Source organism: Bacillota bacterium LX-D (genome assembly GCA_031628995.1).
Lineage (GTDB): Bacteria > Bacillota > DUOV01 > DUOV01 > Zhaonellaceae > JAVLUO01.
Map to the genome: position 1 here is coordinate 31,704 of JAVLUO010000007.1, position 19,104 is coordinate 50,807.

Sequence of the window (19,104 nt, forward strand, 5' to 3'; positions counted from 1 at the left end):
GACTGCTTAACCTAAGAAATTGGTACTCGATGATTTAAATCAAAACTATAGCCTGCAGGCAAAACATGCAGGGTAATATTAGTCAGAGCTAATGCTTCACTAGGGCTAGACTCCGATACATTACTATGGTTAACTAACCAACCATCAACAATAGTTACGGTCTGAGAACCGTATACTTCAAATTTAGCATCGGAGTTAACTACAATAGCAGTGTCCTCATCGATGCCAATGCCTAAAATATCGGGGTTTTGCGCCACAGCAGATAAAAGTCTGCCAATTCTGCCTCGCTGGGCAAAATGTTGGTCAACCACAACACCTTTAATAAAACCCATTCCCGGAGCCATTTTTAAAGTATTCTTCTTCGGTGCCTCTTCGCTGTCTCCTTCCACAATCATGGTTTCACTCATAACAGAAGCACCTGCACTAGTGCCAGCTATGACAATTCCTTGCTGGTAAGCATCTATTAAAGCCCAATAGGTACTAGTTCCTCCTAAGAGACTGGTAATGCGTAATTGATCGCCTCCAGTGAAGAAAATACCTGTAGAGGATTTTATAGTATCAGCATAATATTGCTCGTTTGCTTCCTGGCGGCTGTTGATATTTAGCACTGCAATATCCTTTACGCCTAAATCTTTGAAAATTCGACGATAATTTTCCCCCACAGTTTCCGGCTCTTCCGTGGCGGCAGTCATAACCACCAGCCGGGCATCTTCATTGCCTGATAAGTCGATAAATTTTTTTAAAATTTCTTGTTTACCTTTTTTATCTTCTGCCCCGCCAATAATAACTAGGGTGCCTTGTACTTTTTCTTCCATAATGCCTCCAACGTTAATTGTTTAGTTATTTCATATATTTACCATATATACTAATAAATATACAAGGCCAATCTATTCTACTATCTCGGAATATATCTATTCTTTATAAATTCCTCCTCACCAAATTTCTTTGGGTACGTAATATGTTCTAAGGGGGGATAACATGCTTTACGCCAGCCGGTTTTTACGCTTAACAAATCCTTTGATGACAGGTCCCGATGTACGAAACGTACAAGAAAGGCTTGCTAGTTTAGGGTATTATTCAGGAAAAGTAGATGGTATTTATGGAAAGGTAACTGCAGCAGCTGTGCAAAATTTTCAAAACGCAGTTGGTCTTACAGCAGATGGGGTTGTAGGGCCCGATACCTGGAATGCATTAGGACTGCCCAAAGATCCTATTAATATTAATCATGAATATAGTATTTCCATTGATGTCCAAAAGTTCCGACTTACACTTCTTAAAAATGGAGTAATTCAAGCTACCTACCCCGTTGCTGTAGGTAAGCCTAACACCCCAACTCCTATTGGCAATTGGGTAATTATCGAAAAACTAGTTAATCCAGGCGGTCCTTTTGGAGCTAGGTGGATGAGGTTAAACGTCCCCTGGGGCGGATATGGCATTCATGGAACTAATAATCCCGCTTCCATTGGATCTCCCGCCAGCCATGGTTGTGTACGCATGTATAATGAAGATGTTATTAAACTATTTGCCATTGTTCCTATAGGCACTCCAGTCAAAATTATTGGTCGAGTCTTTACAGGAAGAATACTTCAGGTAGGCGTAGAACCAGGTTCCGATGTTGTTGCTGTGCAGGAAAAGCTGCAAGTGCTTGGTTACTATCAAGGAGATGTTGATGGAGTTTATGGCAGCCAAACTAGAAATGCCGTCATGGCTTTTCAAAAAGCTCATAAACTAGCAACAGATGGTATTGTAGGACCAGCAACATACGAGGAACTTGAAAAAACATACGATACTGTATTAGGACTAACGATGCCTTAAACCCTTTGCGCTTTAAAAATATTACTGGTCAAAACATCCTTACATTTTTCGTAAGGATGTTTTATGTTCGAGCTGATAAAAGGTTTCCAAGAAATATGAGCCTGCCAGATTACAACTGGAAAATCATCCTTGAATTCAAACAATGAAACCGTATCCATAATTTTCATTGCCGCCCGTTCTAAAGTATAGATCCGAGAAAGCTTGGGGATCTCCACTAGTTGCTGTATTTACACTGTATAAACATAGGAACGTGTTAATAATATTATTCTGAGCAGTTCAAGCTCCTTTCAGCTCAATAAGTAAAATACCTCCCAACATCATCCCTGTGCCGATAAATTCTTTTAATGTAAATACTTCCCCCAAAAAAAGATAAGCAAAGACCAGAGCAAAGATAGGCTCTAAGGCTAAAAGCAAGGTAACTCTTGTCAGGCTGGCAAATTTTTGAGCCCAGGTTTGGACAAAAAAAGCAACTGCCGTGCCAAAAAGGGCTAAAATAGCAACCCCTAACCAAAAATCAGCTGATAAAGCAGACAAAGAAGCCAAGGTAACAGGTTCCTGCCCCAAGCCAATTAAGCCGCTAACTACAGCTACAGTTAAAATTTGGAACGTAGTAAAAATAAGGGTATCAAAGCTTTTAGTATATCGATTAACTAAAATTAAATGAATAGAATAGCAAATAGCACAAATTAAGACTAGTAAATCCCCATATTGAATGGAGAAGTTTTCTTGCAAACTTAATAAGGCTAAACCAATAGTTGAAAAAATTACGCCTAGAACTGTTATGGGGCCAGGAAAGTGACGTTCAATAAGAATCAGCAATAAGGGTACAAAAACAATAGCTAAGTTGGTTATAAAGGCTGCATTAGAGGCAGTTGTGTACTTAATTCCTATGGCTTGGAAAATGTAACCGCCAGATAAAGCTAGTCCCACAAAGAAACCCTTCTTGATGACTTCAGCGTTAATTAAAGACCATTTCTGATAACTGCAGCCTAAAAGCAGTAATCCTGCTAGAGAGAAGCGAATAAAGTTATAATAGTAGGGATTTATTTCTGTAGTCCCATCTTTAATAATAACAAAGGATAAACCCCAAACTGCAGTAATAAAAAGTATGGATAATTCCGCTATTGTTTGCTTTTTTAGTTTCATATTTACTCCTTAAATCCGTTTTATTCTATCAATTAGCTTAAAAGATTAGCTAAAAAAAGGTCAATCTGATTTTGCCCCAGATAAGTCTTAAGCTTTTCTCTATCCTTAGGGAGCCAGGCAGGCCAAAACTTTTCTTCTGATAAGGAAATGGCCCCCTGAACACCTAATTTTTTGAGTGTGCTGTAAACTGCTAGCTTCTCTTCCTCCAAAGCTGCTTTTGCTTTAAAAGGTAAAGCCAAGGCATCTATGGCAATATCCCAAGGATTAATTCCCACTTCTTTTCCTCGGGCCATAATTTTTTCAGCTAAAGCAATCTTTTCCCCGTTGTTCTCTGGCACGCCAGATTCGTCTATAGTTGCAGCTACAATTCCTGCTCCATACTTAGCTGCTAGAGGCAGGAATTTATTTAAACTATCTTCCGTCGCCGTTAGGCCAAATAGCAGTGGACGGCCCCGTACTATTTTTAGGACAGCTTCCAATGCAGCTGGGTTTTCAGCCTTTAGAGCTAAAGGTGCATCTACTACACCTTGAAAAGCTAAAAACTTTTGTTGCAGCTCCCTAAGGTCTAAATGGGCAGGCAGCTTAATCAACAAACCTTGTGCGCCTTTTTGTAAAATTTGCTGACCTTCATTAGCACTAAAAGAATTTAGACCCTCAATAGATACAGTCTCATTATGCTCTCCCATACCTAAAACCATTTTCCGCCCTGAAATAAATAAAACTTTATGTTTTTTCCTCTGGACCGGCGGCCTATGTTTTACTTTAGCTGCCAAAGACTGTATATGCTGGGGCGAAGTACCGCAGCAGCCTCCCAAGATTTGCACCCCTGCCTGGACAAAATTTTCAGCATGCTGAGCCATACTAGCTGCATCTTCAGCATAAGATACCTGTCCAGCTTGAAAAACCGGCAGTCCGGCGTTAGGCTGCACAATTAACATTTTATCCGATACTTTCCCCATCCGCTCCATAACTGGCAACAGCTCTGAGGCTCCAGCAGAACAATTGGCTCCAACAACATCTGCTCCCAAAGCAGAAAGAACAACAGCTGCCGTTTCCGGGCTGACTCCCATCATGGTACTACCTTGAGGATTAAAGGACATCATACATACAATAGGGAGACTGGAGCACTCCTTAGCGGCCAGCAATGCTGCTTTAATCTCATTTAAATCGGACATAGTTTCAATGCAAATTAAATCTGCACCTGCCTTAGCTAAAGCTTCAATTTGTTCCTTATAAGCCTTATATACTTCAGCAAAGGTAGCTGGGCCATAGGGCTCAAGAAGGAGTCCGGTAGGGCCCACTGAGCCAGCAACTAAAGCCCTGCCGGCAGCAGCTTCCTTGGCAATGCGGACTCCTTGTCTATTAATGTCCCTTGTTTTGCCATCTAATCCATATTCCCTTAGTTTTAAGGGGTTAGCCCCAAAAGTATTTGTTTCAATTATGTTAGCACCGGCTTGAATATAGGACTGGTGGACTTTTCGAATAATTTCTGGGTTCTCCAGGTTAAGGAGTTCTGGACACTGTCCCGGTTTTAAACCTGCCCCCTGAAGCATCGTACCCATGGCACCATCAAAGAGCATAATTTCATCCTGCATCTCCTGCCAATTCACTGCTGTTACCTCCATTAGTTTTATTTCCATCATAAAATAAAAAGCTGCTCTATTCCACCCTTAGCATATTAGTAATCAGTAAAATTGTTTCTTTTTATAAGAAAGGCAGTATGCCAACATGACAGACTGCCTTTCTATTTTAGACTAGTTTCATTAAATTTGCCATTTCAATAGCACTTTGGGCAGCATCCCAACCTTTATTGCCTCCTTTAGTGCCAGCCCTCTCAATAGCCTGCTCAATGGTATCCGTAGTTAAAACTCCAAAAATTACTGGCTTTCCTACCTCTAGGCCTACACTAGCAACGCCTTTACTTACTTCGGCGCTGACATACTCAAAATGAGGAGTCGCCCCTCGGATAACTGCTCCTAAACAAATAACTCCATCAGTTTTAGGATTTTGTGCTGCTTTTTTGGCTATAATCGGAATTTCAAAAGCACCGGGAACCCACACTAAAGAAATATCTTCCTCCCGGACACCGTGTCTAAGGAGTCCGTCTTTGGCTCCTTCTACCAGCTTTCGGGTAATTAATTCATTAAATCTGCTGGCAATTATGCTAAACCTTAAGCCGGTGCCGATTAAATTAGCTTCAATTATTTGCATATTCTATCTCCCCCAATTTCCAAATCATGTTGAAGTTTAAATCTTTTAGTTAAGAGATACTTTTTGTTTTCTGGCCCATAGGGAATCTGTAGAGGCACTCTTTCCACAATTTTCAATCCATAGTTCTCTAAACCTCTGATTTTCCTAGGATTATTAGTCATCAAGCGGATATTTCGTATACCTAGATCTGTTAAAATCTGAGCTCCAATGCTGTAATCCCGTAAATCAGCGGGAAAACCTAAAGCCTCGTTGGCCTCAACTGTATCTAAACCTTGATCCTGCAGCTCATAAGCCTTCATTTTTGCTCCTAAGCCTATGCCTCTGCCTTCCTGTCTTAGATACACAACTACTCCTTTGCCTTCTCTCTCTATGGCTTGTAAAGCCTTACCTAGCTGATCACCGCAATCACATCTTAAGGAGCCTAAAGCATCCCCTGTTAAGCACTCAGAGTGGACACGGACAAGGACAGGTTCTTCACCTCTGGGATTTCCTTTAACAATTGCCAAATGATCTTGTCCCGTTAATTTGTCCCTATAGGCATTAAGTTTAAATTGACCATATTTACTGGGCAAAGCAGCCTCTGCTATTTTTTCTACTAGCTGCTCATGTTTTTTGCGATAAGCAATTAAATCCTGAATACTGCCGATTTTTAGCTTAAACTCTTGAGCAAAAACTTCTAAATCTTTTAAGCGAGCCATGGTGCCATCTGCTTTAATGATTTCACAAATTACTCCCAAAGGTTTAAAACCTGCCAGCCTTGCTAAGTCAACTGCCGCCTCTGTATGCCCCGCTCTTTTCAGTACTCCTCCCTTTTTAGCCCGCAAAGGGAACACATGTCCAGGGCGTACAAAGTCTTCTGCCTGGGCCCTTTCATCCGCAGCGTGGAAAATAGTCTTGGCCCTGTCATAAGGTGAAATACCAGTAGTAGTTCCTTTTTTAAGATCTATGGAAACAGTAAAGGCAGTGTAAAAAGGATCCGTATTGCTATTGACCATTACAGGCAGCTTAAGTTCATTGGCCCTTTCTTCTTCCATAGGCAGGCAAACTAACCCTCTGCCATGAGTAATCATAAAGTTTATAGCTTCGGGGGTAACTGCTTCCGCAGCCATTAAAAGATCTCCTTCATTTTCTCGATCTTCATGGTCTACCATAATTACCATTTTCCCTTGTTTTAAATCAGCGATAATTTCTTCAATTGTGCTTAGCATCTAAATCACTCCTAATAACCTAGCTTAGTCAAGTAATCTATAGATAATTTGCTTTTTTGGTCCTTTAAGTTTGTTAGAAAATTAGCTAAATACTTAGCCATAAGGTCAGTTTCCAAATTTACCTTGTCCCCTTGACTCTTAAACTGCAAATTGGTCTCCTGAAAAGTGTGGGGAATCAAGGATACGGAAAATCCTTGGGCACTTACTGCTGCAACTGTAAGGCTGGTGCCATCTATGGCAATGGAGCCCTTAGGAATAATATAGGGCAGTAAATCAGAGGAAACATTAATTGCTAAAAGCACTGCATTTTCCTCTCTTTGCACTTTGCAGATTTCACCGCTGCCATCTATATGACCGCTGACAAAATGGCCGCCAAATCTGCCGTCGGCAGCTACAGCCCTTTCTAAATTAACTTTTTCCCCTAGCTTTAAACTTTCCAAAGTCGTTTTACGGTAAGTTTCCGGCATAACATCAGCAAAAAAAGCATTTTTTTCTAGCTTCGTAACCGTTAAACAAACTCCATTTACAGCAATGCTGTCGCCAACTTTAGTTCCCAAAAGTACTTTCTCAGCTTTAATTTTAAGGTAATTCTTGGCAGATGATCTTTTGTTGTCCACTACTTGGCCTAATTCCTCAATAATTCCTGTAAACATATTACCTCCTCAAATATCCAGTAATTAATAAATCCTCTCCGATACTTTCGTGGGATACACGGGTCAACTTGTAAGCTTGACTCATCAGCTTAATACCTTCCCCCTCTACAGGGGTTTTAGCCGCTTCTCCACCTAGGATTTTGGGAGCAATAAAGCAGCAAACTTTATCAGCAAGTCCTAGGCGAAAGAAAGATTCTAACACCTTTCCTCCTCCCTCAACTAAAATGCTGGTTAGTTCTTGCTTCCCTAAACTCTCAAGTAAATAATTTAAGTCTAAGGTTCCTCCCTGAATTGGCAGTTCCCAAATCTGTACCCCTTGCGCTGCTAAATTATTTTTCTTAATTTCATCTGCTTCCGGCCCGCAGCAAATAATAGTAGGAGCTTTGGAAGCTGTATTTAAAACATTAGCTTCTACCGGCGTACGTAAATGGGTATCTAAAATTATTCTCCAGGGGTCTTTCCCTCTACCATGGGGAAGCCTGGTAGTTAAAAAAGGGTTATCATTTAAGATAGTGTTCACACCTACAACTAGTGCGTCGGTACTATCCCTCCACTGGTGGACCAAAGCCCTGGATTTCTCATTGCTTACCCACTTTGAATCGTTATTAACAGTAGCGATTTTCCCATCTAAAGTCATGGCCCACTTTAAGGTTACAAAAGGCTTTTTGGTGCGTATATATTTGAAAAATACCTCGTTTAATTGTTCAGCTTCCTGACGCAAAACCCCAACTTGCACCTTAATTCCAGCTGCTTTCAGGAGTTCATATCCTTGGCCGTTAACTAGGGTATTTGGGTCTGCTACAGCACCAATGACTTCCCTCACACCAGATTGAATAATTTTCTCCACACAAGGAGGTGTTTTCCCAAAGTGGCAGCAGGGTTCTAGGGTTACATACAAGGTGCTGCCTTGAGCTTTTGTCCCCGCTTCCTGAAGTGCCAAAACTTCGGCATGAGGGGCTCCTGCCTGGTGATGATAGCCTTCTCCCACAATTTTTCCATCTTTGACAACTACAGCCCCTACCATGGGGTTGGGACTGGTTCTCCCCTTAGCTTTAACTGCTAAAGCTAAAGCTCTCTGCATAAACAAGTGGTGATTCATTTTTAACCTCCTTGAGCAAACTAAAAAACCCTTGGATGTATCTATCCAAGGGTTTAAAAATGCTAACTTTCAAGCTATAACTTTAAAAAATTTTCTAAAATCACTTAAAAATCGATGCAAAAATTTTTATAGCTCTTGTTAGTCACCTTCTTTCATCCAGACTTAACTGTCGGCTTCGGAACTTCCCCGAATCAACCTTTCGGCGCGCGGGCTTAGCTTGTACAAAGCATCACCGCCGGTGTGGAATCAAGGCTTTCGCCTTTAACCAACCCCTGAAGGTACAACATTATTTATTTGTCTATCCTTATCTAAAGGATACAATGTAAATATCTATTTTGCAAGAAGTAAAAACAATGAATTAATCATTTTGCTGTTCTAACTCAGCCAGCAATTCACTAACACTTTCACCTAAGACAGGATGAATTAAATTTGGTGCTAAGTCATTCAAAGGTTTTAAGGCAAACCAGCGTTCATGAAGATAGGGATGGGGTACTGTCAGCTGCTCTGTTTTAATAATTAAGTCATCGTAAAGTAAAATGTCCAAATCAATGGTTCTGGGCCCCCATTTAATCTTGCGAACCCTTTTTAATTCTTGCTCAATATTTAAACATAATTCCAATAATTTCAAAGGAGTTAAACTAGTTTCCACAGCTACAACAGCATTAAAAAAATTATCTTGCTCTGCATAACCGACAGGTTCTGTTTCATAGTTAGGGGAAATTTTGGTTACATCCACTTCTTCATGTCCATTAAGCATTTCAATGGCCCTTTTTATATTTGCCTGTTTGTCACCTAAATTTGAGCCTAAACCAATAAAAGCTACTGCCAACTAAAGCACCTACCTTCTGATCATGGCGTCAGTCATTTTAGCTACTCTACTCATTGCTCTAACGTCATGGATTCTAATAATATCAGCCCCTTTAGCAATTCCTACTGCCACTGAGGCCGCTGTCCCCTCAACCCGTTCCTCTACGGGAAGGTCTAAAACTTTGCCAATCATCGACTTTCTGGAAGTTCCCAACAATAAAGGATATCCTAAGACCTTAAACTTTTGCAATTGATGCATAACTTCTAAATTGTGTTCTAGTGTCTTGCCAAAACCAATGCCCGGATCAATTATAATATTCTGATCCTCTACTCCCTCTGCTTTGGCAATGTCTATACACTCTTGCAGCTCAGCAAGGATGTCCGGAATTAGCTGGTTATAAACAGCTTCTTTTTTATTATGCATTAAGCAAATGGGAACATGGTAGCAAGCCGCCACATGAGCCATCTCCGGATCTGCTTTGCAACCCCAAATATCGTTGAGCATATTAGCTCCCGCTTCGATAGCTTGTCTTGCTACTTCGGCCTTATATGTATCAATAGAAATAGGAACTTCAGTGACCTCACGCAGGGCTTTAATTACGGGAAGGACACGTCTTAATTCTTCTTCGGCACTTACAGGTTCAAAATTTGGTCTTGTCGATTCTCCACCTATATCGATGATATCGGCACCCGCCGCCACCATTTCTTGTCCATGTTGAACAGCTTTTTCCAAATCAAAAAACATATTTCCGTCAGAAAAGGAATCAGGTGTAAAATTTAAAATACCCATAATAATGGTTCTTTTTCCGAGATCGAATTTGCTTTTTCCAACCTGCAGAGTTTTCATTTTGAGCATCGCATCCTTAACAAGAATTTATATTAATATTTTAAATGGAAATAACAAAATTCTCAAACAATTTTCGTAAGATTAATCTATAGGAAGTGTAAAATGGATAGTTGTTCCCCGGCCTAGCTCACTAGAAACACCTATTTTTCCACCGTGGCTTTCAATTATATGTTTGACAATGGAAAGCCCCAAACCAGTCCCGCCTAACTCCCTAGAACGGGCTTTATCAACTCGGTAAAAACGTTCAAAGATCCTTGGCAAATCTTTTTTGGGAATGCCTTGGCCACTGTCCTTAACTTCGATCATCAATTCATTGTCTTTAAGCATTGCTTTAACTTCAATCACACCATCCTTAGATGTATATTTAATGGAGTTATCAATTAAATTAATCAAAACTTGGTGGAGCCAGTCTCTATCCCCGTAGACTTTGGGCAAATCCGCAGGCAAATTCTCTTTAAAAAATATACCCTTCTCCCGTAATTGTTTACTAAATTCAGTTTGTACTTGATCTACTAAAGATTTTAGCTCAAAAGGATGTATGTCCATTTTAATTTTCTTAGACTCAATCCGAGCTAAATCTAAAAGATCCTTCACTAAACGATCTAGCCTTTCAGCTTCCCGATTAATAATCTGCACAAACCTCTGCCGCAAGTCAGCATCCTCCAAGGCCCCGTCTAGCAAAGTTTCAGCAAATCCTTTAATGGCAGTTAAAGGAGAACGCAGCTCATGGGAAGCATTTGCGACAAATTCAACCCTCATTTGTTCTAATTGGCGCAATGAGGTAATATCGTGCAATACAATTAATACTTCCTGTTTGTTTCTTTCCCTAGGCAGTGGTACGAAATAGGCTAAGAATGATTTTTCCTCCGGTAAAATAGTTTGCAAATCGGTAGTTAAAACCTCACCTGCTGCTAAAGCTTCTCTGGCTTTTTCATCTAAATGATAATGGTGAGTAGCACTTAAATTATGTCTGCCTAAAACTTTGCGGGCTTCCACACCAAAAATTTCGGCTGCCTTAGGATTAATCAGCAGTATTTCCCCTTCTCGATTAAGCAAAATAACTCCGCTGACAATATAATTAACTACTGTTTCCATCCGGTTTTTTTCGAAGGAGAGTTCAGCTACTTTTTCTTGTAAAGAAGCAGCCATATCATTAATATTCAAAGCTAGTTGGCCTATTTCATCATCGGAACGATAATTTATCTTGAAATTAAAATCTCCTGTGGCCATTCTTTTCGCTGCTAAAGTTATTTCTTTAAGGGGGATAGATAACCACCTGGCAAAAATAAAGCTCAAGACAAGAGCGGTCAGGGTTGCAAAAAAGATACTAAAGGATAAGATCCGATTCATAGCCGCAGGAACACGATAGGCCTTGGACAAAGGGATTGCTAAACGAATTATTCCTTTCAGCTGATTGTGGCCTTGAAATGTCTTAGCTATGTACAGTAAATTTTCCTTTTGAGTAAAGCTATAGCGGGTTTCTACTCCCAACCCCTTTTGTAAAGCAGTTTGTACTTCCGGACGATGTAAATGGTTTTCCATTTTCCGGTAATCGGCTGCAGAATCTGCCAGGACACGGCCTTGAGGAGAAATAATGGTTACTCTAGCACCGGTTTTTTGTCCTAACTCCAGCACCAGCTTGTTTAATTCCTGGGGAGTATTTTCAATTTTTCCTACCAAGGTGCTCGTAACTTCAGCTTCTGTAATCATTTCCTGCTTCAACTTTTCCCTGCTGTAATCTCTTAGGGAATATTCTAACAATCCAGCCGTCATAGCCACAATGACCAAAATCAAAAACAAGTAGGTGACAGTCAACTTAGTGCGAATGCTTTTCAAAATAGATCTTTCTCCCTAAATTTATACCCGATGCCTCGTACTGTTATAATGTATTGTGGATTGGCAGGGTCTGGTTCGATTTTTTCCCGCAAATGTCGAATGTGGACATCAATGTTTCTAGCATCGCCAAAGTAGTCTATTCCCCATACAGTTTCTAGTAAATATTCCCGGCTAAAAACCCTGCCTGGAGATTGGAGCATTAATTCCAACAAACGATATTCCGTTAAGGTCAGTTCTATTTCCTGCCCTTTAACCAGTACCTTATGTTGTTCAGGCAAAATAGTCAACCCCCGAAGGGCAATCCCCTGCTCCTTGGCTTCTAATTTACTTTCGTCTACCCGCCGCAAAATTGCTTTGACTCTAGCAATTAATTCTCTGGGGCTAAAGGGTTTAGTCAAATAATCATCTGCACCTAGCTCTAGACCTAACACCCGATCAAATTCTTCCACCCGAGCACTGAGCATTAAAATTGGAACTTGGCTTTGTTGGCGTATCCTTCGGCAAACCTCTAAACCATCTACCCCGGGAAGCATAATATCCAAGATTATTAAAGCAAAATTTTCTTTTTTGACTTTTTCTAGTGCTTCATTACCTGTTGCCGCCTCTTCAACGCAGAAATTAGCATTTTCCAAGTTAAACTTAACTAATTCTACAATGCTAGGTTCGTCATCTACTACAAGTATTTTTTGACCCATGTTACCCCCCCATTTATTTTTGACCATTAACAATTTTCGTAACCCAATTGAGAATTTTATTTTTTACTCAGTTACCCAATTCTATTTTAAAATTACTCCTTCCTTCAAAAGTTTTAGAGAAAAGGCAATTAGTTATTGTCACAACCAATTGCCTTTTCATTAGTACTTCTCTCTTTTGCTTACTCTCCAAGCTAGTAAAATCCCCGCTAAAACAATTAAAATTACGCTAACCACTTGAGCCGCTCGCAAAGGGCCCAGCATTAAACTATCTGTCCTTAATCCCTCAATCCAAAAACGCCCTAGAGAGTACAAAGCTAAATAGCTTAAAAAAATAGTTCCAGCAGGAAGTTTACGTCGGCTGAACCAAAGTAAAAAGATAAATACAGCTAAATTCCAAAGGGATTCATAAAGGAAAGTAGGATGATGATATGCTCCTCCAATATACATGCCCTTTTGAATAAAATCAGGAAAATGGCTAATAAACTCTAAGGAAACAACCCCTCCATAGGCCTCCTGGTTAAAAAAATTGCCCCAACGGCCAATTGCTTGCCCTAAAATTAAACTAGGAGCAATAATATCTGCCATCTGCCAAAAATTTAACTTTTGACTTCTTATGTAAAGATAACCTGCTAACACCCCTCCTAGCAATCCACCGTGAATAGCCAGCCCCCCATGCCATACAGCTATTACCTCCAAAAGACCATTTTGGACATATTCAGGCCAATTGAAAATAACATAATAGAGCCGCGCCCCAAATAAGGCCGATGGCACTGCAATCAAAATCAAATTTAAAATATGTTCCGGATTAATTCCCCGTTTAGTAGCTCTCCGATAAGCTAGAATAGTTCCCAGGCCTAAAGCCAAGCTAATTAAAATACCATACCAGCGAATGGTTAAAGGCCCTATTTCAATTGCAACTGGACTCATTTTTCCACCTCTTTGCAGTTTATTATGGTACAAGCTAATTTTAAAGTCAAGAAAATGAGAGCCAAGCTTTGTAATTAATACCTCTTTTTGCTTTCCATTAGCCAATAGCAGCTAAGCTTAACTGCTTTTACTTCTTAACTAATTACTTATTGACTACCTCTACAGTTCCTCCGGCTTTAGTAATACTATCTACTATTGCTGCGAAGGATCCATTATCTCCACTAAAATAGTTCCCGGCAGTTGAGGACAGGTTTCTTGCTGTTGAACAACAGGCGCCGTACTTCTTTCATTAATATTTTTAATATTTTTGAAAAATGGACCATTAACATTTTGGACAGTTGTCATTTCGCTTCCTCGCTTTCGTTTTTTTTATAGTATATTTTATAATCTTTAAGGAAATATGTTACAACAGAGGAAAATTATTTATTACCCTGTAGGTAAAATTTCTTGCATTTTTTTCTAAAAGTTACAAAAGATATAAAAAAATGATAGCTTGGTGATAAATTTGCCTTCAAATAACGAACAGCCAAAAAAACAAACTCTATTTCAAAAGGTGCTTTCTTTTTTAGCCTATAAGCCTCCTACTAACAGTGGATTCATTCTCGAGGAACTTCCCAACGAAAGCGACCAAAGAGTCAGTCCAGAAGAGAGAGAGAATTTAGATTATGGTGGTTCCCAGGGAAACTTAGAGAATACAAACGACAATGAGAAAGGCCCGAAACGGCCCATTCGAGCCAAGGAATGGCGGCGGGTAAAAGATATAGGTAAAAAACAGCAACAGCCATGGAAAAAAGAAAAACAACAGCCAAAGCAAGAGGATCAGCAACGGCCGAAAAAGCAGACCCAGGATGAAATTTCAGTGGATATTGATGTAAGTTTAGAAATCTTAAAAAGAGAATTTAGCATCCCGGGAAATGCCGATGTAGTAATTAGGGAGTTTAAAATTAATAAACAAATTAAAGCTTTTGTGATTTATATCGATGGCATGGCAGACCGAAATACAATTAATGATTTTATTTTACGCCAGCTGATGGATGCGGAATTATTTAAAGATTATCAGGGTGAAAACGTTATCCGGTATATTAATGATAATGTTTTGCCTGTAAGTCAAGCGAAAAAACTCCTAAACTACCAAGATGCTATTACCCAAGTTTTAATGGGAGTGACGGTACTTTTCGTAGATGGCTACACTTGTTGTCTGGCTATTGAAAGTCGGGGCTTTGAAAAAAGGGGAATTGATAAACCTTCTACGGAATCCGTAGTCAGAGGTTCACAAGAGGCATTCACAGAAGCTCTAAAAACAAATACTACTCAAATCAGAAGAATTATTAAAAATAAAAACCTTGTCAACGAATTTATGTCTGTAGGTCGAGAAAATAACTGTTTAGTTTCCATTATGTACATTAGAGGCATTGCCAACCCAGACATAGTTAAAGAAATAAAGCGGAGAATTAAAAGCATTAAAACCGACTTTATTGGCGGCGACGGCATGCTGGAACAACTCATTGAAGATGATCCGTTTGGCTTGACCCCTCAGGTCTTGACAACGGAGCGGCCTGATAGAACTGCCTCCCATCTATTGGAAGGTAAAGTGGCAGTCATTGTGGAAGGCACACCATTTGCAATGGTCATGCCCATCACTTTTTTATCGCTGATGCATTCCCCGGAAGATTCCTTTTTACGCTGGCAGTACGGCTCTGCACTACGTATGGTCCGAATTATAGGTTTACTGGTCGCATTGCTGACTCCAGGCATGTATATTGCTTTAGTTAATTACCATCAGCAGATGATTCCAACAGACCTTGTATTTTCTATTGCCAAATCAAGAGAGGCAGTACCTTTTCCAACAGTCATTGAGGTATTGCTCATGGAATTTTCCTTTGAATTAATTCGGGAAGCAGGTCTGCGGATGCCCAGTTTAATCGGCAATACACTAGGTATTATTGGAGCTTTAATTTTAGGCCAGGCAGCCGTTGGTGCTGGAATTGTCAGCCCTATTTTAATTATTGTCGTAGCACTAACAGGCCTGGGAAGCTTTACTATTCCCAACTATTCTTTAGCTTTTGCCGCCCGAATCATTCGCTTTGTTTTTATCTTTCTAGGCAGCATCTTGGGATTTTTTGGCATTGCTGCCGGTTTAGTAGCTGCTTTTTCTATTTCTTCCGGCCGGAGAAATTTTGGAGTGCCTTTCTTCACCCCTGGCTGGCCTAAGGCCAAAAGCAGTTCTGACTTAATTATTCGTTACCCTATTTGGAAACAGGAAAATAGACCTGATCATATTAATCCTATTAATAAGCGGCGGCAGCCAAAAATTTCTCGAGGCTGGATCCAGACTGAGCCTCCAGAAGGGCAAAAGGAGTAGGTACAATGCTTAAAGAAGGAAAAGTTGGAGTTTACGACACTATCTGTCTTCTAACGATTATGATTTCCTCTAAAGTTTTATTTAGCAGCGCACGTAATGTTGTAGAAATAGCCGGAGGTGCTTCTTGGCTTCTAACAACGGTTTCCTCCTTAACGGCTTTACTAGGTTTTCTAATCTATTATCAACTGATTAAACGATTTCCGGGCCTAGAGTTAAATGAAATTTTAGAAATAGTTTTTGGAACTATTCTTGGTAAAATACTTTCTTTTGTACTTTGTCTATTGTTTTTCTATAATTCTACCTTATTTATCAGGGAATTTGTTGAAGCCATTAAAATTTATGAGTATCCGATGACACCTCCTAGTTTTATTATGCTTTTTTTCATCCTAGCCTTAATAGCTGCACTCTACCATGGCTTAGAAGGTCTAACAAGAACTGCCAGCTTTTTCTTTTTATATATATTGGCAGGTATCGCAATGCTCCTTGCCCTGGGAATTTATCTTTATCGTTTGTCAAATTTATACCCCCTACTAGGCTATGGTCTGGGAGAAATTATTTTTCATGGTATTGAACGCAGTTCTGTCTACGGAGATGTACTGCTTTTAACCATTGTTTTAAAATCATTGCAAGGGCAAGAGCATTTTAAAAAAATTGGGGTTATCTCTATTCTTCTTTCGGGACTAATTATTGCAATTTGTTTTTTGTGCTACTCCTTGGCCTTTCCCTATTTCGTAGGTTTAGAGAACACCATACCTTTATTAGGTCTAGCACGAACTATTGCCTATGGCAACTTTTTTCAAAGATTTGAATCAATTTTTATTTTTGTGTGGAGTATCAGCGCCATTATAGCTACAGGTGCCAATTTGTATGCCGCTCTTAGCATCTACTGTAAAACATTAAGAATTAGCGATTTTCGGACGCTGCTGCCGCCCCTTTGCATCTTATTATTTGCCGTAGCATTTCTGCATGCTGACCTTTCTAATGTAGCTTATATTTATGTCTCATTTTTTAGATTTTATGGGGGTATTATTTATTTTGGCATACCGCTGTTGACACTGCTGGTAGCTCTAATGCGGGGGAAAAAGAAAAAGGTGGCTCAACAAAATGCGTAAAATAGCTTTGCTTTTATGTCTTTGCCTGCTTCTAACTATTTTACCCTCTGGCTGCTATGACCAAAGAGAGGTTAATGAAATGGCCTATGTAATTGCTATGGGTTTAGACGTAGGTGTAAAAAATAAATTGCGGCTTACTTTGCAAATAGCTAATATGGGGCAAGCCCCAAATGGAGGCATGGAACAAGGCAGCAGTCAAGTAGGGCCTGCTAATACAACCATCATCACTGTAGATTGTCCTTCGGTTTTTACAGGCTTAAATCTAGCCAATGTGGCCTCTTCCCGGCAAATTAATTTAATGCATAGTAAATTAATTGTCTTTTCGGAAAAACTAGCCCGCAGCGGAGATATAAATAAATATGCAGGGGCTATGCTGCGCTATCTGGAAATGCGGCGGATTATGAACGTAGTGGTTTCTAAAGGAGATGCTGAAACCTTTTTAAAAGAAAATAACTTTTTTATTGGTCAGGATCCTGTAAAGGATATATTTTTAATGATTAAGCAAGGTGCTTATTCCGGTTTTTACCCTCAGGTAACTTTAAACGACTTTTATAACGATCTTAAATCAACCTTAGAAGAGCCTTATGCTACCTTGGCCGGTGTAAACAATTTAAAAGAATTAGACACTAAGGAAATGAAAAATATGCAAAGTGAAATACACGAAGGGGATTATATTGCTGGGAAAACACCTCGGCGAAGCGGCAAAAAAAGTGAATATTTCGGCATGGCCGTTTTTCGGTCCGGCACAATGGTAGGAGAATTAACGGGAGAAGAGGCAAGAATTTTTCAATTCTTAAATGGCAAATTTGAATATGGTTTTTATACCATAAATGACCCTCAGAAACCGAATAACATTATCGCTTTAGCACTTCAGACTGGCAGAACGCCCAAAGTTAGCGTTGATTTACGTGGAGAAGTACCAAAAATAAAAGTTGAAGTGGATTTAGAAGGTTCCATCGCCTCGATTCAAAGCAGAATCAATTATGAAAACCCAAAATTAAAAAAACAATTGGAAAAAGCTTTTGAACAAGAAGTTAAAAGAAAAATGAATCAACTACTTTATAAATGTCAGCATGAGTACCGCTCAGATATTTTTGGTTTTGCCAGAGCAGCTGTCTGGCAGTTTGCTACTATCCCCGATTGGCAAAATTACAATTGGTCAGCAAGATTTCCTGATGCGGAAATTACAGCTTCTGTTAATTTCCATATTCGTCGTACAGGAATGATCCTAAAATCGGCTCCTTTAAACTAAGAATAAAGTTTGATAAGGCTAGGGGGCCTTTCGGCCCTTTAGTATATTCTCAATCTTACGCAACACCTGGTAGTAGGAGGTAAACATACATGGTATTTTTTGGATATATATTGGTTATAGCCGTAGTTCTTCATACCTTAAGTTATGCTAAATTTAATTTAGACAAAGGAAATAAATTAGCAGCCTTTGGTGTTTCTCTGATTGCTCTTTTAGCCTTAATTCTGCCTATTTACATCGGCATTATACTTAGCTAAAAATCTATTTATGAGCCTAGGAGCGGCTTCTTTTTATTCTCATATAACGCACGATTAGTTCGTCTAGTTCGCAGCTTTTTTGATATATCTCCTGATCTAACAAACCTCTCTGGGAATTAATTGCCATTCTGGTCAATTCATCAGACTTAGACTTAATTCTTTTATACAGATAACAATCTGCACCCATTTTTTTCACATCTCCCCCTCCAACCCCTATATATTGTGGTGTACTCTGACCCTTGACAACTATATATTGTGTTTTATAGTATACTTCGACATCATTGGAAAATAACCTGCTAAATTTTACCGTTTATTTAAAATTTCTTACATTTTTCTGTAAAATAACTAAGAAAGCCGGTACTTAAGGTAATTTATGTAAACAGGAAACTTTTACTCGCCTTCCTCATAACTTATTACTAGATTACAAAGGAGCTTAATATGTACAATATTGTAGGAGGTTGCCTTAATGAGTATGAATTTTGATAACTTGTTTGCCCAAGCAAATCAATTTAAGGAAAACATGGCCCAAGCCAAAAGAACTTTGGCTGTTAAAACCACGGAAGTAAAAGGCGGACAAGGTGCTGTAAGTGTCATTATTAATGGGTTAGGGGAAATTAAAGAAATACGCTTATCTCCTAATGCCATGTCCACCCTGGGACGAGAAAAATTGCAAAGAGTCCTTACGGAAACAGTCAACGCAGCATTTGCCCGCTCCAAGGATTTTGCTGGGAAAACAATGTCTGAGCTAACAGGTATCGATATCAATAGCCTGTCTAATTTATTTTAAGATTCCCCATCTTGCCCTTAAAAGGGCTTTTTTTTATTAGTTCACCCTTTTCCCACCCTCTGAATATTAATATACCAGTAAAACTTTTTTTAT

General features: G+C 39.5%; 20 protein-coding genes and 1 riboswitch. Of the genes, 6 read left to right on the forward strand and 14 right to left on the reverse strand.

All coding sequences use genetic code 11. The features are described 5' to 3' along the window. Nucleotides 1-11: 11 nt before the first annotated feature. Complete coding sequence (locus tag RDV78_07345) at nucleotides 12-815, reverse strand: cyanophycinase (GenBank protein MDS1030296.1); 804 nt, start codon at nucleotides 813-815, stop codon at nucleotides 12-14. A 163-nt stretch (nucleotides 816-978) separates the two neighbouring features. On the opposite strand from RDV78_07345, the gene RDV78_07350 reads away from it, so the two are divergent. After that, nucleotides 979-1,815, forward strand: a complete 837-nt coding sequence (locus RDV78_07350; GenBank protein ID MDS1030297.1) for a peptidoglycan-binding protein — start codon at nucleotides 979-981, stop codon at nucleotides 1,813-1,815. Between the two features lie 276 nt (nucleotides 1,816-2,091). On the opposite strand, the gene RDV78_07355 is transcribed toward RDV78_07350, so the two are convergent. The 12 genes from RDV78_07355 to RDV78_07410 form a co-directional block, all read right to left on the reverse strand. After that, nucleotides 2,092-2,961: a DMT family transporter gene (locus RDV78_07355; protein MDS1030298.1), complete on the reverse strand. Its 870-nt coding sequence runs from the start codon at nucleotides 2,959-2,961 to the stop codon at nucleotides 2,092-2,094. A 32-nt stretch (nucleotides 2,962-2,993) separates the two neighbouring features. Then, a complete protein-coding gene (locus RDV78_07360; GenBank protein MDS1030299.1) occupies nucleotides 2,994-4,571 on the reverse strand; it encodes a homocysteine S-methyltransferase family protein in 1,578 nt (525 codons plus the stop codon). Nucleotides 4,572-4,710: 139 nt separating this feature from the next. After that, nucleotides 4,711-5,172, reverse strand: a complete 462-nt coding sequence (gene ribE / locus RDV78_07365; protein ID MDS1030300.1) for a 6,7-dimethyl-8-ribityllumazine synthase — start codon at nucleotides 5,170-5,172, stop codon at nucleotides 4,711-4,713. Further along, on the reverse strand, nucleotides 5,163-6,380 hold the full coding sequence (locus RDV78_07370) for a bifunctional 3,4-dihydroxy-2-butanone-4-phosphate synthase/GTP cyclohydrolase II (GenBank protein ID MDS1030301.1): 1,218 nt from the start codon (nucleotides 6,378-6,380) through the stop codon (nucleotides 5,163-5,165). The genes ribE (RDV78_07365) and RDV78_07370 overlap by 10 nt, the downstream gene beginning before the upstream one ends. Nucleotides 6,381-6,391: 11 nt before the next feature. After that, nucleotides 6,392-7,033 (reverse strand): riboflavin synthase, encoded by a 642-nt coding sequence (ribE, locus tag RDV78_07375; GenBank protein ID MDS1030302.1) that lies wholly within the window; start codon nucleotides 7,031-7,033, stop codon nucleotides 6,392-6,394. A gap of 1 nt (nucleotide 7,034) precedes the next feature. Continuing rightward, the gene (gene ribD, locus RDV78_07380) at nucleotides 7,035-8,132 is read right to left on the reverse strand and encodes a bifunctional diaminohydroxyphosphoribosylaminopyrimidine deaminase/5-amino-6-(5-phosphoribosylamino)uracil reductase RibD (GenBank protein MDS1030303.1); all 1,098 of its coding nucleotides are present in this window, start codon (nucleotides 8,130-8,132) and stop codon (nucleotides 7,035-7,037) included. Nucleotides 8,133-8,272: 140 nt separating this feature from the next. Then, a riboswitch (FMN riboswitch) is annotated at nucleotides 8,273-8,416 on the reverse strand. A 74-nt stretch (nucleotides 8,417-8,490) separates the two neighbouring features. Beyond that, the gene (gene folK, locus RDV78_07385; protein MDS1030304.1) at nucleotides 8,491-8,961 is read right to left on the reverse strand and encodes a 2-amino-4-hydroxy-6-hydroxymethyldihydropteridine diphosphokinase; all 471 of its coding nucleotides are present in this window, start codon (nucleotides 8,959-8,961) and stop codon (nucleotides 8,491-8,493) included. 9 nt (nucleotides 8,962-8,970) lie between these two features. Further along, on the reverse strand, nucleotides 8,971-9,786 hold the full coding sequence (folP, locus tag RDV78_07390) for a dihydropteroate synthase (GenBank protein MDS1030305.1): 816 nt from the start codon (nucleotides 9,784-9,786) through the stop codon (nucleotides 8,971-8,973). Between the two features lie 81 nt (nucleotides 9,787-9,867). Next, nucleotides 9,868-11,622 (reverse strand): ATP-binding protein, encoded by a 1,755-nt coding sequence (locus tag RDV78_07395; GenBank protein ID MDS1030306.1) that lies wholly within the window; start codon nucleotides 11,620-11,622, stop codon nucleotides 9,868-9,870. Beyond that, on the reverse strand, nucleotides 11,619-12,317 hold the full coding sequence (locus RDV78_07400) for a response regulator transcription factor (protein MDS1030307.1): 699 nt from the start codon (nucleotides 12,315-12,317) through the stop codon (nucleotides 11,619-11,621). The genes RDV78_07395 and RDV78_07400 overlap by 4 nt, the downstream gene beginning before the upstream one ends. A 159-nt stretch (nucleotides 12,318-12,476) precedes the next feature. Further along, on the reverse strand, nucleotides 12,477-13,244 hold the full coding sequence (lgt, locus tag RDV78_07405; protein ID MDS1030308.1) for a prolipoprotein diacylglyceryl transferase: 768 nt from the start codon (nucleotides 13,242-13,244) through the stop codon (nucleotides 12,477-12,479). A gap of 192 nt (nucleotides 13,245-13,436) precedes the next feature. Further along, entirely contained in the window at nucleotides 13,437-13,589 is a 153-nt protein-coding gene (locus RDV78_07410) for a hypothetical protein (protein ID MDS1030309.1), read from the reverse strand. Nucleotides 13,590-13,749: 160 nt separating this feature from the next. On the opposite strand from RDV78_07410, the gene RDV78_07415 reads away from it, so the two are divergent. The 4 genes from RDV78_07415 (at nucleotide 13,750) to RDV78_07430 (ending at nucleotide 18,224) form a co-directional block, all read left to right on the forward strand. Then, nucleotides 13,750-15,606: a spore germination protein gene (locus RDV78_07415; protein MDS1030310.1), complete on the forward strand. Its 1,857-nt coding sequence runs from the start codon at nucleotides 13,750-13,752 to the stop codon at nucleotides 15,604-15,606. A 5-nt stretch (nucleotides 15,607-15,611) separates the two neighbouring features. Further along, entirely contained in the window at nucleotides 15,612-16,718 is a 1,107-nt protein-coding gene (locus RDV78_07420; protein MDS1030311.1) for an endospore germination permease, read from the forward strand. Beyond that, nucleotides 16,711-17,970 (forward strand): Ger(x)C family spore germination protein, encoded by a 1,260-nt coding sequence (locus tag RDV78_07425; protein MDS1030312.1) that lies wholly within the window; start codon nucleotides 16,711-16,713, stop codon nucleotides 17,968-17,970. The genes RDV78_07420 and RDV78_07425 overlap by 8 nt, the downstream gene beginning before the upstream one ends. An 89-nt stretch (nucleotides 17,971-18,059) precedes the next feature. Further along, complete coding sequence (locus RDV78_07430) at nucleotides 18,060-18,224, forward strand: hypothetical protein (GenBank protein MDS1030313.1); 165 nt, start codon at nucleotides 18,060-18,062, stop codon at nucleotides 18,222-18,224. Nucleotides 18,225-18,240: 16 nt separating this feature from the next. Here the strand turns inward: RDV78_07430 and RDV78_07435 are convergent, their stop codons facing one another. After that, on the reverse strand, nucleotides 18,241-18,411 hold the full coding sequence (locus tag RDV78_07435; GenBank protein ID MDS1030314.1) for an aspartyl-phosphate phosphatase Spo0E family protein: 171 nt from the start codon (nucleotides 18,409-18,411) through the stop codon (nucleotides 18,241-18,243). 279 nt (nucleotides 18,412-18,690) lie between these two features. On the opposite strand from RDV78_07435, the gene RDV78_07440 reads away from it, so the two are divergent. Next, nucleotides 18,691-19,011 (forward strand): YbaB/EbfC family nucleoid-associated protein, encoded by a 321-nt coding sequence (locus RDV78_07440; GenBank protein MDS1030315.1) that lies wholly within the window; start codon nucleotides 18,691-18,693, stop codon nucleotides 19,009-19,011. Nucleotides 19,012-19,104: the final 93 nt, after the last annotated feature.

Excerpts from the sequence above, each read along its gene's own strand:
- RDV78_07345 (MDS1030296.1), bottom strand. The coding sequence starts at position 815 with ATGGAAGAAAAAGTACAAGGCACCCTAGTTATTATTGGCGGGGCAGAA.
- RDV78_07350 (MDS1030297.1), top strand. The coding sequence starts at position 979 with ATGCTTTACGCCAGCCGGTTTTTACGCTTAACAAATCCTTTGATGACA.
- RDV78_07355 (MDS1030298.1), bottom strand. The coding sequence starts at position 2,961 with ATGAAACTAAAAAAGCAAACAATAGCGGAATTATCCATACTTTTTATT.
- ribE (MDS1030300.1), bottom strand. The coding sequence starts at position 5,172 with ATGCAAATAATTGAAGCTAATTTAATCGGCACCGGCTTAAGGTTTAGC.
- RDV78_07370 (MDS1030301.1), bottom strand. The coding sequence starts at position 6,380 with ATGCTAAGCACAATTGAAGAAATTATCGCTGATTTAAAACAAGGGAAA.
- ribE (MDS1030302.1), bottom strand. The coding sequence starts at position 7,033 with ATGTTTACAGGAATTATTGAGGAATTAGGCCAAGTAGTGGACAACAAA.
- ribD (MDS1030303.1), bottom strand. The coding sequence starts at position 8,132 with ATGAATCACCACTTGTTTATGCAGAGAGCTTTAGCTTTAGCAGTTAAA.
- folP (MDS1030305.1), bottom strand. The coding sequence starts at position 9,786 with ATGAAAACTCTGCAGGTTGGAAAAAGCAAATTCGATCTCGGAAAAAGA.
- RDV78_07400 (MDS1030307.1), bottom strand. The coding sequence starts at position 12,317 with ATGGGTCAAAAAATACTTGTAGTAGATGACGAACCTAGCATTGTAGAA.
- lgt (MDS1030308.1), bottom strand. The coding sequence starts at position 13,244 with ATGAGTCCAGTTGCAATTGAAATAGGGCCTTTAACCATTCGCTGGTAT.
- RDV78_07410 (MDS1030309.1), bottom strand. The coding sequence starts at position 13,589 with ATGACAACTGTCCAAAATGTTAATGGTCCATTTTTCAAAAATATTAAA.
- RDV78_07420 (MDS1030311.1), top strand. The coding sequence starts at position 15,612 with ATGCTTAAAGAAGGAAAAGTTGGAGTTTACGACACTATCTGTCTTCTA.
- RDV78_07425 (MDS1030312.1), top strand. The coding sequence starts at position 16,711 with ATGCGTAAAATAGCTTTGCTTTTATGTCTTTGCCTGCTTCTAACTATT.
- RDV78_07430 (MDS1030313.1), top strand. The coding sequence starts at position 18,060 with ATGGTATTTTTTGGATATATATTGGTTATAGCCGTAGTTCTTCATACC.
- RDV78_07435 (MDS1030314.1), bottom strand. The coding sequence starts at position 18,411 with ATGGGTGCAGATTGTTATCTGTATAAAAGAATTAAGTCTAAGTCTGAT.
- RDV78_07440 (MDS1030315.1), top strand. The coding sequence starts at position 18,691 with ATGAGTATGAATTTTGATAACTTGTTTGCCCAAGCAAATCAATTTAAG.